Below are 11,573 nucleotides of genomic sequence, written 5' to 3' on the forward strand. Positions count from 1 at the left end.
TGGGTTTGCCGAACCAACGCTCCCGGTTTGTTTCTTGTGTAGGGGCGACCCTCGCGGTCGCCCGCAAGCCTTCCCCTTTAGGGGAAGGCCGATTCCCCCTGACAGGGGGGAATGGCTGAAGGCCAAAAGGGGTAGGGGGGCTGGCCGTAGGCCAGGCGGGTGGGATTATGAGAGCGGGCCGTTTCAACCGTAGGGGCGCACAGTGTGCGCCCGCGGGCCGGTCTGGGACCGGCCCCTACGCAAAGACAGACGCGTTTCCCGATACTCCGCAGGGGCAGGTGGCCTCACCCGCCCGCCGCCGTCAAGGCGTCTGCCCCTCCCGTCCGGCGCCGGGAGCGGTCCATTCCCGCCCCGTGGGAGTGCTCCGGGCCCGAAAATTGGTTAAGAATTTTTGAATATCGCCCCGTCCCTCTTGCCGAACGGCGGCGGATTGGCTATACTGGGACCGTATCATCTCATTTTTGGAGAGGAGAGAGCCGGCCTTGGTCGATTCCCGCACAAGAGAGGAGCCCCGCGCCTGCCGCCGCTCCGGCCGAAGCGCCGCCGGCGGACGGCGGGTGCAGCAGGCCCCGCCCCGGCGCAGGCCGAAGCGCCGCCACGGCATCCTGTTCAAGCTGTACATATTCCTGGTGTTCTGTTCCGCCATTGTGGTGGGGCTTTATATCGCCCACGAGCTGCTGGTGCAGCCCCCTGCCATCCCCCAGTCAGAGACGACGGCCCCGGACACGGAAGATACGGCCCTCCCCGTGGCGGACCAGGAGGACCCCAACGCCCTGGTGCGCCGGGACGGGGTCTATAACTTCGTCCTTCTGGGCAAGGATGTGGACAGCAGCAACACCGACACCATCATCCTGGTGAGCTTTGACACGGCCCAGGGAAAGATCGGCATGATCTCCATTCCCCGGGACACGGCGGTGAACCGCACCTGGACCACCCAGACGGCCAAGCTCAACTACGCCTACCACAACGGCGGAGCCGATGTGCTCATGGATGAGATCCAGCAGACCTTCGGGGTGCCGGTGGACTACTACATCCATGTGGACTTGAAGGGCTTTATCGCCCTGGTGGACGAGCTGGGGGGCGTGGACATTGAGATCCCCCTGGACATGAACTACGACGACCCGGTCCAGGGACTGCACATCCATTTCAGCGCCGGCTATCAGCATCTGGACGGCCAGGAGACCATGGAGGCGGTACGCTACCGCCACGACAACGAGAGCAGCCCCAACTACTGGAGCAACCAGTGGTACTCCGACGTGCAGCGTGGCGAGTTCCAGCGGGAGGTGCTCATCACCCTGGCCAAGAAGGTGATCTCCTGGAACTCCCTGACCAAGGTAACTTCCTTCCTGGATATCTTCAACTCCTACGTGGAGACCAACCTGTCTCTCACCGACATGGCTTACTTTGCCGAGCAGGCCATGAAGCTGGACCTGTCCACCGCCGTTCAGCAGGGGAGCCTCACCGGGCGGGGAGACGGTGTGCTCAAAGGCTATAAGTGGGGGGGCACCACCAACTACATCTACCAGGCGGAGGACATTCTGCCCACTCTGAACGCCCTGGTCAACCCCTACACCCGGGACCTGACGGAGGACGACCTGGACCTGCCGGTGGCCGTCCGGTATACCCAGTCCAGCTGATAGATAGAGATACCTGACCAGCTGACAGAGCATACATAGAAGAAGCCCCTGTCCGAAGCGCACGCTTCGGACAGGGGCTTTGTGCTGAAATATAGGGGCGGGGGGAGGCCGCCCCCGCGCCGGGACGGCGGATCATCCAATGACCCGCTTGGCGATGTCCACGCTCTCCTTGGCGTCCTTGGCGTAGAAGTCCGCGTGGATCTCCTGGGCGTAGTCGGGGGTAAGCACCGCGCCCCCCACCATGATCTTGCAGGGGAGGCCCGCGTCGTGGAGCTGGGCGATGGTCTCCGCCATGCTCTTGAGGGTGGTGGTCATCAGGGCGGACAGGCCCACCAGGGGGGCCTCATGCTTCCGGACGGCCTCCACCACGGCGGCGGGGTCCACGTCCCGGCCCAGGTCGATGACCGTGTAGCCGTAGTTCTCCAGCAGCACCTTCACAATGTTCTTGCCGATGTCGTGGATGTCCCCCTTGACGGTGGCCAGCACCACGGTGCCCCGGCTCACCGTCCCCCCGTCCTTCTGGGCCAGGGTGTCCCGGATCACCTCAAAGGCGGCCTGGGCGGCCCCGGCGGACTGGATGAGCTGGGGGAGGAACACCTTGTTCTGCTCAAAGTCGGCCCCCACCCGGTCCAGGGCGGGGATGAGGACGTTGTCCACGATGTCCATGGGCTCCCGGGTCTCCAGGAGGGCCTTTGTGGCGGGGCCCGCCTCCCCCTTCAAGCCGGTGAGGACGATCTCGGTGAGATCCCGCTTTCCGCCGGCGGCGGGGGCGGGGGCGGCGGTCCCGGTGGTGGTGATGGAGGTGGACACCTGGGCGTTTCCGTAGGCGGCGATAAACTCCCGGGCGTTCTCGTCCACGTTGGTGAGCAGGTGGTAGCACCGCACCGCCGCCATCATGGACTCCACATTGGGGTTGAGGATGGGCAGGTCCAGCCCGGCGGACATGGCCATGGTGAGGAAGTTCTGGTTTACCAGGGGCCGGGCGGGCAGGCCGAAGGAGATGTTGGACACCCCCAGCACGGTCTTGAGCCCCAGCTCGGTCTTCACCCGGCGCAGGCCCTCCAGGGTCTGCACCGCCCCCTCCGGCTCGGCGGAGACGGTGAGGGTGAGGCAGTCGATGTACACGTCCTCTTTCCGGATGCCGTAGAAGAGGGCCCTGTCCAAGATCCGCTTGGCAATGTCCATGCGGGCCTGGACGGTCTTGGGGATGCCCCCCTCGTCCAGGGTGAGGCCCACCACCGCCGCTCCGTACTTCTTCACCAGGGGCAGGATGGCGTCCAGGACGGCCTCCTCCCCGTTCACCGAGTTGACGATGGCCTTGCCGCAGTAGACCCGCAGGGCGCCCTCCAGCACCTTGGGGTCGGTGGAGTCCAGCTGGAGGGGGGCCTCGGTGACCCCCTGGAGGGCCTTCACCGTGCGCACCATCATCTCGGCCTCGTCGATCTCGGGCAGGCCCACGTTCACATCCAGAATGTCCGCCCCGGCCTCGGTCTGCTCCAGGGCCTGGCCCAGCATGTAGTCCACATCCCCGGTCTTCAGGGCCTCCTTCATGCGCTTCTTCCCGGTGGGGTTGATGCGCTCGCCGATGACCCGCACCCGGTCGACGGGGACCACCTGCATACCGCTGCACACGGCGGCAGGCACGTGCCGGGGGATTTGCTTGACACTCCGGCCCTCCAGGGCCTGGCGGAGGAGGGCGATGTACTCCGGGGTGGTGCCGCAGCAGCCGCCGAACACCTGCACCCCCAGCTCGGTGAGCTGGGCCAGGCTGTGGGCGAACTCCTGGGGGGTGATGTCATAGCCGGAGCCGTCCGGGTGGGGCAGGCCGGCGTTGGGTTTTAAGACGATGGGCAGGGTGGTCCACTGGAGGAGCTCCTCCACCAGGGGGGGCATCTCCCGGGGGCCTAACGAACAGTTCACCCCGATGGCGTCCGCCCCCATGCCCTCCAGGGTGAGTGCGGCGGCGGCGGGGGAGCACCCCAGGAAGGTGCGGCCGGTGGCCTCATAGGTCATGGTCACCAGCACGGGCAGGCTGCTGTTCTCCTTGGCGGCCAGCAGGGCGGCCCGGGCCTCCTGGAGGTCGGTCATGGTCTCGATGACGATGAGGTCGGCCCCGGCGGCGGCCCCGGCGCGCACCACCTGGGCAAAGATATCCACCGCCGTCTCAAAGTCCAGAATGCCGGTGGGCTCCAGCAGCTGCCCCGTGGGGCCGATGTCCAGGGCCACCAGGGCCCGCCCCTGGGCGGCCTCCTTGGCCAGGGCCACGGCGGCGGGGACGATCTCCTCCACCGTCCTGCCGCAGTGGGAGAGCTTCTCCCGGTTGGCCCCGAAGGTGTTGGCGTAGAGGATCTGGGCCCCCGCCTCCACATAGGCCCTGTGGATGTCCAGCAGCCACTCCGGGTGCTCCAGGGCGGTGAGCTCGGGGGTGGCCCCTACGGGCAGGCCCTTGGCCTGGAGCATGGTGCCCATGCCCCCGTCCAGGAGCACGGGGCGGCCGGTTTGCAAGAGTTCAAGAAATTCCACAGTGTCCACCTGACTTTCGATACTGGCAGCCGTCGTGGGCGGGACAGCCCACACAGCTTCGGGTGTTTGCTTCGATTGGGTGGCCGGCGATTCCCAGAATGGCGGTCACCGACTTGCGGGGGGTCAAGATATGGGTGCTGCTGGCGCACAGACCCACCCTCCGGGGGGCGTCCAGCAGGTTGAGCAGAGGCCCCTGGAGGGTGAGGGGCAGGTCCCCGTAGCCGGGGCTGAAGCGGAAGGGGAAGAAGCAGCCGGGAAACTGCCCCTGGAGCTCCCCCTCGATCTGGTCGCACACCTCCTCCACGGCGGCGGCGGCGCAGCAGTCCAGGGCCAGAGCCCGGAGCATGTCCCCGCTCTCCGCCCTTCGGATGAGGGCGTCCACCTGGGCGGACAGGGTGGCGCAGAACAGGGCCGCCCGGCGGCAGCCCCTCAGGTGCCGCTTCAGGTCCTCCCCAGGCAGGAGAAGGCCGCAGTCCAGGCGCACCCCCTCCGCCTCGGGGGTCAGGTCAAACACCCGGTACGCCCACCGGGGCCGGGCGGCGGAGATCACCTCCCGGGCGCACTGTTCCACCAGCGCCCGCAGGTCCGCCCCCGCCTGGTCCGGGGGCGTGCCCATGTAGCGCAGGACCTCGTCGGGGTTGATTTGGGTCAGAGAAATCGGCAATGGGGTCACACTTTCTTGAGATAGGAGTTAGGAGTTAGGAGATATGAGATAGGAGATATTCCGAGCGTTCGGAGACGGTCTGGTTCCGGCCAACTCCTATCTCCTATCTCATCACTCCTATCTGAATTAGACGTTTCGGATGGAGGCGATGCTCGCGCTGATCTGCTTGGCCACGGCGGGGTTGTTCATGGTGTACAGGTGGATGCCGTCCACCCCGGCGGCCATCAGGTCGGCGATCTGGTCGATGGCGTAGGCCATGCCGGCCTCCCGCAGGGCGGCGGGGTGGTCCCCGTACCGGGCCAGGATGCGGGTGAGCTTCCGGGGCATGGAGGCCCCGCAGAGAGACACCATGCGCTCGATGGAGCTGCGGTTCAGCACGGGCATGATGCCCGCCTCGATGGGCACCTCGATGCCGGCGATGCGGCAGCGCTCCAGGAAGCGGAAGAAGTCGTCGTTGTCAAAGAACAGCTGGCTCACCAGGTGCTGGGCCCCCGCGTCCACCTTCTGCTTCAGATAGCGCACGTCGGTAATGAGGTCGGGGCTCTCCGGGTGCCCCTCGGGGTAGCAGGCGGCGGACACGCCGAAGTCCCCCCGGCGGTGGATGAAGGAGACCAGTTCATTGGCGTGAAGGAAATCCTCCTTGGGCGGGAAGTCCGGGTTCCGGTCCCCCCGCAGGGCCAGCACATTCTCCACCCCGCTGTTTTTCAGCTGGGCCAGGATCTCGGTGGCCTCCCCCTTGGTGCAGCCCACGCAGGTCAGGTGGGCCATGGCGGTGATGTGGTACTGGTTCTGGATGATGGAGGCGATCTCCGCCGTGGACTGGTTCACGTTGCTGGAGCCGCCCGCGCCGAAGGTGACGCTGATGAAGTCGGGGTGGATGTCCTTGAGCCCGTCCAGGGTCTTGTAGATGCTGTCCACCGGGCTGGTCTTCTTGGGGGGGAATACCTCGCAGGAGAAAACGGTCTTGCCTTTTCCGAACAGTTGGGCGATTTTCATGGTGCATACCTTCTTTCTGGGGTCGTTTTGGTTTCTATATTTGAATGAGTGATCGGTGAATGGATGGGGGCAGGGGAGTTTCGCCGCCTGCCTTTTCTAAGCCTTCCCCCTGGGGGCCGACTCCCCTTGTCAAGGGGAGATGGCCGAAGGCCAGAGGGGATAGGGTCAGGTGGCCCCGAAGGGGCCGGATGAGGGGGCAGGTTTCGGACTGCATTTGTTGTACGCAGGGGAGTTTCGCCGCCTGCGGGCGGCGAGTTTCTTTCCCAGCGATGGGAAAGAAACCAAAGGATCGCCGGGGGACGGCTCAGGATGGACACTGCGTGTCCATATTCGCCTACCCTACTCCCTCTGTCGCTTCGCGACATCTCCCCCTGACAGGGGGAGTCGGCCCCCGGACCCCCGTTACGGGGGTTACCCCTTGAAGTGGGCAGAAAATTTCCGGCGCGCAAAACAGGAGTGCTTGGGTGCGGTTTCGTCCGGCCCCACTGGGGGCCTGAGCGGGAGGGAAATTGGAGCTGCTGCGGTTTTGCATCTGCGCCTGGCCTTGCCGAATTAACGCTCCCAGGCCGCTTTCCGCCGTAGGGGCGGCCTTTGGCCGCCCAAAAGCCTTCCCCTTTAGGGGAAGGCCGATTCCCCCTGTCAGGGGGAAATGGCTGAAGGCCAAAAGGGGTAGGGGGGCTGGCCGTCAGGCCAGACGGATGAGGTGAGCGGCCCAGGGCCGCTCCCGGGCCGGTCTGGGACCGGCCCCTACGAAAAGAACGGAGCGTTCCCCGTATTTTGTAGGGGCGGCACACTGGTCCGCCCGGAGCTTGGGCGCGAAAGTGTCCGGTCCCTATGCAAAGATATACGCCTTTCCCGCTCCGTAGGGGCGGGTCCAAGACCCGCCCGCCGTCCCACTGAGCCGGAATTGAGCCCCACCCGCACAAAGGCGCAATCCAAAAGGGGAGTGCCTGGGGTTCGATGATTGCCCAGTGAGCGGCAGCGAAAGACGAGGGAAAACCAGTCAGCTGAGCCGCCCGCGCCTTTGCGATGACTGCTAAGGTGGCCTAATTGGGGCCCCCGCAAATGGGGGTCCAGGGGGTGGGGATCATGGAGGATGAGGCGGAGCCGAATCCGATTGTCCCCACCCCCTGGTGCCTCTTTGGCTTCTTTCTGGGCATCCAGAAAGAAGCTCGCCCCGCAGGGCGAACCCCCTGCAAAACCTCACCAGGCCGCAATGGCCCCGTCGCACCTTGGCTCGGTGCCGCCGATATAAAGGCCGTTATCGGTCCGCCAGATGATCTGCCCCCGGCCCATGTGCAGGTTGGAGTTGACGATCTCCACCTCGTGCCCCCGGCGGGCGAGCTCCTGGGCGATGTGGGCGGGCGCCTCCCGCTCCAGCTGGACATGCCTCCCGCCGGTCCACTGGAACCGGGGGGCGTCCAGGGCGGCCTGGGGGTTCAGGTGGTAGTCGATGGTGTTCACCGCCACCAGCACGTGGCCCTGGGGCTGCATGAAGGCCCCCATGACCCCGAAGGGCCCCACCGCCTCCCCGTCCTTCATCAAAAAGCCGGGGATGATGGTGTGGTAGGACCGCTTGCCCCCGGCCAGGCAGTTGTCGCTGTCCTCATCCAGGGAGAAGTTGGCCCCCCGGTTCTGCAGGGAGATGCCGGTACCGGGGATGGCCACTCCCGCCCCGAAGGTGGTGTAGTTGCTCTGGATGAAGGAGACCATGTTCCCCTCCGGGTCGGCGGTGCACAGATAGATGGTCCCGCCGCAGGAGGGGTCCCCCGCCTGGGGCAGAAGGGCCCTCTCCCCGATGAGGGCCCGCCGCCGGGCGGCGTAGTCCTCAGAGAGCAGGTCCTCCACGCGGGTTTTCATGTACCGGGGGTCGGCTACGTAGGTCTTGGTGTCCGCGAAGGCCAGCTTGATGGACTCGATGATTTTGTGGTAGGTGTCCGCCCGCTCCCGCTCCGGGGACAGGTCCAGGCTCTTGAGGATATTCAGGGCCATGAGGACGGTGATGCCGTGGCCGTTGGGGGGAATCTCACAGACGGTGTACCCCTTGTAGTCCACCGAGATGGGCTCCACCCACATGGGGCGGTAGGAATGAAAGTCCTCCTCTGAGAAGTAGCCCCCGGTCTCCCGGCTGAAGGCGACCATTTTCTCCATGAGGGGGCCCCGGTAGTAGCTCTCGCAGTTTGTGGCCGCCAGCTCCTCCAGGGTCTGGGCGTACTCCTCCCAGCGGAAGATGTCCCCCGCCCGGTAGGGCTCCCCGTTTTTGGTGAACTTCTCCCACCAGTAGGCGTGGGGGGCGGGGTTTTCCGCCATGGCCCGCCCGATGCGCTGGGAGTCCTCCGCCCACATGGGCTCCAGGTTGACGGCCACGGGCACCCCCTCCCGGGCGCTCCGGATGGCGGGGGCGAACAGCTCCGGGAGGGGTTTTGTGCCGAACCGGCGGCTGAGTTCCGCCCACCCCGCCGGGGCCCCGGGCACCAGGGTGGGAATCCACCCGGCCTTGGGCATTTCAGAAAAGCCCAGGGCGCGCACCCGCTCCGCGCTGAGGGCGGCGGGGGCGGCGCCGCTGGCGTTGAGGCCGTAGAGCTTCTTCTCTTTCTCCATCCACACCAGGGCGAAGCAGTCGCTGCCCAGGCCGTTGCTGGTGGGCTCCAGCAGGGGCATGGCGGCGGCCATGGCCACTGCCGCGTCCACCGCGTTGCCCCCCGCCTTCATCACGTCCAGGCCGATCTGGGCCCCCTGGGGGATGGAGGTGCAGGCCATGGCCTTGCGGGCGTACACCGCGTTCCGGCGGGAGGGGTAGGGGTAGTTTCTAGGATCAAACTCCGGCATTTTTCCGCCCCCTCAGCCCGCCTGGTTGCTCTTGCCGGTCCACTGGTCCGCCTGGATGGCAAACACCGCCGTCCGGTCCAGGGAGGCGTCGGGCATGTCCCAGCCGCTCTTGCCGGTCATGTGCTCCATAATGCGGCCCAGAGCGGCTCGCTTCTCCTCCCGGCCGGTCAGCTCCCGGATGGGGCCGGAGCCCATGATGCTCCGGTAGGTGTAGCTGTGGCCGCAGGCGGTGTCCGCCGTGCGCAGGGCGTGTTGGCCGTCCATCTCAAAGGCCACAGTCCCACCGGCCCGGAAGGCGGACACCTTCCGTCCCTCCTGGGCGGAGTGGACGTACAGGGTCAGCCGGTCCCCCTCCAGGTGAAAGCCGTAGTTCATGGGGACCACGAACATCCCGTCTCCATCCTGAGCCCCGATATGTACCGCGTGGCACGCCTGCAAAATTTCTTCCAGCTGCTTCCGATCCGTCACTTCCCGGTCTGCTCTCCGCATGGCCGATCCCTCCTTCAGATAAATTGTACTCGCTTTTTATCAGCCGCCCCGTTACAGCAGGGAGGCAAAATGGCGGAACACCGCCATGGGGTCCACGGTGCCCTCCACCGGCTTGTCCACCAGCAGCTCCGGGTGCCACTGGAGGCCGAAGATGGGCCGGGTCCGGTGGTAGACGCCCTCGATGACGCACCGGTGGGTACCCTCCGTCAGGGTCCCCGCCTGGGCCTGGGCGATCAGCTCCGCCCGGGCTTCCCGGGAAATGGAGCCGTCAAACCACAGCTGGGCGATCCCGAACTCCGGGGCCAGCCGGCGGACGGCCTGGTGGTGCTTGGTGTTCACCGGGGCGTGGGCCCCGTACAGGTCATAGGCGAAGGTGCCCGGGATGCAGGCGGTGTCGTGGACCACCTCGTTCTTCGGGTCGAAGCGGTGGATGTCCGACGTCTCCAGGTCCTGGATCAGGCTGCCCCCGAAGTACACATTGATCACCTGACAGCCCCGGCAGATGCCCAGCACAGGGAGGTTCTGCTCCACCGCCCGGGCCAGGACGGAAAAGTACTGCTCATCCAGCTCCGGGGTGACCTCCAGGCTGCCCGCCAGGGGCTCCCCGTACCGGGCGGGGTCCACGTCGGGCACGCCCCCGGGGAGGATCAGGCCGGAGCAACCCGCCAGGTCCTCCGCCTCCATCGACTGGACGGCCTCCAGCCCCAGGGCCTCCAGGGCCAGCACACAGCCGGAGTAGATGTGGTGGGGGTCGGGCCCCGTTCCGGCGATCAAAACACGTTTCATGCAAAATCCCCCTTACAGATCCAGCTCCAACAGCACGGGGCAGTGATCGCTTCGTCGTCGCAATGGCCCAGGCCACCCTCTCTTGGCCCTTTGGGCCAATTCACCTTGAGTCCGCTTAGCTCCGTTTCCGCCTCACGGCGAAAACTGCGCCCGCTCCCTTGCTCCATCTCCGCGCTAAGAGCCGCCGCTGATGCGGCGGTTGCGCTCCGAAACGCTCGCCTGCGGGCGAGTGTCCTCTCCCCACGCGACCCGCTGCGCTGGGCTCGCGCGGGGGCCCCAAATAGTCTAAATATCCAACTCCAGCAGCACCGGGCAGTGGTCACTGCCCTCTACGGTGGTCAAGATCTCCGCCCGCTTGATTTTGTCCTGGAGGCGGTGGGAGACGATGAAGTAGTCGATGCGCCACCCCGCGTTGTTCTTCCGGGCATTGAAGCGGTAGGACCACCAGGAGTACACCCCCGTCACGTCCGGGTAGAGAAAGCGGAAGGAGTCGGTGAAGCCGGAGGACAGGAGGGCGGTCATCTTCTCCCGCTCCTGGTCGGTGAAGCCGGCGTTGTTCCGGTTGGTCTTGGGATTCTTCAGGTCGATCTCCCGGTGGGCCACGTTCAGGTCCCCGCAGTAGATCACCGGCTTGTGCCGGTCCAGGGACACGAGGTACTCCCGCAGGTCGTCCTCCCACTCCATGCGGTAGTCCAGCCGCTTCAGGCCGTCCTGGGAGTTGGGGGTGTAGCAGCACACCAGATAGAAGCTCTCATACTCCAGGGTGATGAGCCGCCCCTCGTGGTCGTGCTGGTCCTTGTCCATGCCGTAGGCCACGGCCAGGGGTTTGTGTGGGGTGAAGACGGCGGTGCCCGAGTAGCCCTTCTTCTCGGCGGAGTTCCAGAACTCCAAAATGCCCTCCCCCAGGTCCACGTCGGCCTGGCCCTGCTCCATTTTGGTCTCCTGCAGACAGCAGAAGTCGGGCTTCTCCCCCTGGTAGAAGTCCAGAAACCCCTTCTTCAGACAGGCCCGCAGGCCGTTTACGTTCCAGGATATGAATTTCATCACAGTTTCCTCCCCTGTTCGGGATGATATCACATTATAAAGGAGTTGAGCCGTCTTGGCAAGGGCGGGGTTTTCTTCCAGGCCCAAGGGTGCTCCACCGGATGCGGCATAGGGCGGCCCAGTGTGCCGCCCCTACGAAAGATGGGGAACTCTCCGGCCTTTCCGTAGGGGCCGGTCCCAGACCGGCCCGCGGGCGCACACGGTGCGCCCCTACGGGGGAAACCGGACCAGAAGCGTTGGCTGAAAAAACGCAGGCGCAGAAGCGGGACCGCAGCAAAAGCAGATTTTGCGGACTCAGGGCCCCAGTGGGGCCGGACGGAACCGCACCTAAGCACTCCTGATTTTGCGCGCCGGAAATGTTCTGATCACTTCAAGGGCTTACCCCCGTAAACAGGGGTCCGGGGCCGACTCCCCCTGTCAGGGGGAGATGGCCCGAAGGGCCAGAGGGGGTAGGGTGGGCGACTATGAGCACGAAGTGCTCATCCGGAGCCGTCCTCGGTGGCGTTTTGCCCAATCCCTCGTTACTCCCGACGAAGCCCAGCGAAGCGGGTTCGCCGGGAAGAGGAGGAGCAAGGGAACAAACGCAGTTTTCGCCGCTAGGCGGA

At 65.8% G+C, this 11,573-nt stretch carries 8 protein-coding genes; 1 reads left to right on the forward strand and 7 read right to left on the reverse strand.

The features are described from left to right. Window positions 1-482: 482 nt before the first annotated feature. Window positions 483-1,637: an LCP family protein gene (locus B5F19_RS15485; protein WP_087292238.1), complete on the forward strand. Its 1,155-nt coding sequence runs from the start codon at window positions 483-485 to the stop codon at window positions 1,635-1,637. Between the two features lie 132 nt (window positions 1,638-1,769). Here B5F19_RS15485 and B5F19_RS15490 read toward each other — a convergent pair whose 3' ends face one another. From B5F19_RS15490 to B5F19_RS15520, 7 genes are all read right to left on the reverse strand, one after another. Beyond that, window positions 1,770-4,169, reverse strand: coding sequence for a homocysteine S-methyltransferase family protein (locus B5F19_RS15490; RefSeq protein ID WP_087292241.1), 2,400 nt, complete (start codon window positions 4,167-4,169; stop codon window positions 1,770-1,772). Beyond that, window positions 4,147-4,824 (reverse strand): hypothetical protein, encoded by a 678-nt coding sequence (locus B5F19_RS15495; protein ID WP_087292244.1) that lies wholly within the window; start codon window positions 4,822-4,824, stop codon window positions 4,147-4,149. Before B5F19_RS15495 ends, B5F19_RS15490 begins: the two co-directional genes overlap by 23 nt. A gap of 126 nt (window positions 4,825-4,950) precedes the next feature. Beyond that, window positions 4,951-5,820 carry a methylenetetrahydrofolate reductase [NAD(P)H] gene (metF, locus tag B5F19_RS15500; protein ID WP_087292247.1) on the reverse strand — a complete coding sequence of 290 codons (870 nt, stop codon included), beginning with the start codon at window positions 5,818-5,820 and terminating at the stop codon, window positions 4,951-4,953. Between the two features lie 1,203 nt (window positions 5,821-7,023). Beyond that, window positions 7,024-8,649, reverse strand: a complete 1,626-nt coding sequence (locus tag B5F19_RS15505; RefSeq protein ID WP_087292250.1) for a gamma-glutamyltransferase family protein — start codon at window positions 8,647-8,649, stop codon at window positions 7,024-7,026. 12 nt (window positions 8,650-8,661) lie between these two features. After that, window positions 8,662-9,138, reverse strand: coding sequence for a pyridoxamine 5'-phosphate oxidase family protein (locus B5F19_RS15510; RefSeq protein ID WP_087292253.1), 477 nt, complete (start codon window positions 9,136-9,138; stop codon window positions 8,662-8,664). Window positions 9,139-9,189: 51 nt separating this feature from the next. After that, window positions 9,190-9,924, reverse strand: coding sequence for a gamma-glutamyl-gamma-aminobutyrate hydrolase family protein (locus tag B5F19_RS15515; RefSeq protein ID WP_087292255.1), 735 nt, complete (start codon window positions 9,922-9,924; stop codon window positions 9,190-9,192). Between the two features lie 285 nt (window positions 9,925-10,209). Next, window positions 10,210-10,968 carry an exodeoxyribonuclease III gene (locus tag B5F19_RS15520; RefSeq protein ID WP_087292258.1) on the reverse strand — a complete coding sequence of 253 codons (759 nt, stop codon included), beginning with the start codon at window positions 10,966-10,968 and terminating at the stop codon, window positions 10,210-10,212. Window positions 10,969-11,573 lie beyond the last annotated feature (605 nt).

This window comes from Pseudoflavonifractor sp. An184 (assembly GCF_002160305.1).
GTDB classification, from domain to species: Bacteria; Bacillota; Clostridia; order Oscillospirales; family Oscillospiraceae; genus Lawsonibacter; species Lawsonibacter pullicola.

Bases quoted from the DNA above. Each gene is read 5' to 3' on its own strand.
- metF (WP_087292247.1), bottom strand. From the start codon at position 5,820: ATGAAAATCGCCCAACTGTTCGGAAAAGGCAAGACCGTTTTCTCCTGC.
- B5F19_RS15505 (WP_087292250.1), bottom strand. From the start codon at position 8,649: ATGCCGGAGTTTGATCCTAGAAACTACCCCTACCCCTCCCGCCGGAAC.
- B5F19_RS15510 (WP_087292253.1), bottom strand. From the start codon at position 9,138: ATGCGGAGAGCAGACCGGGAAGTGACGGATCGGAAGCAGCTGGAAGAA.
- B5F19_RS15515 (WP_087292255.1), bottom strand. From the start codon at position 9,924: ATGAAACGTGTTTTGATCGCCGGAACGGGGCCCGACCCCCACCACATC.
- B5F19_RS15520 (WP_087292258.1), bottom strand. From the start codon at position 10,968: ATGAAATTCATATCCTGGAACGTAAACGGCCTGCGGGCCTGTCTGAAG.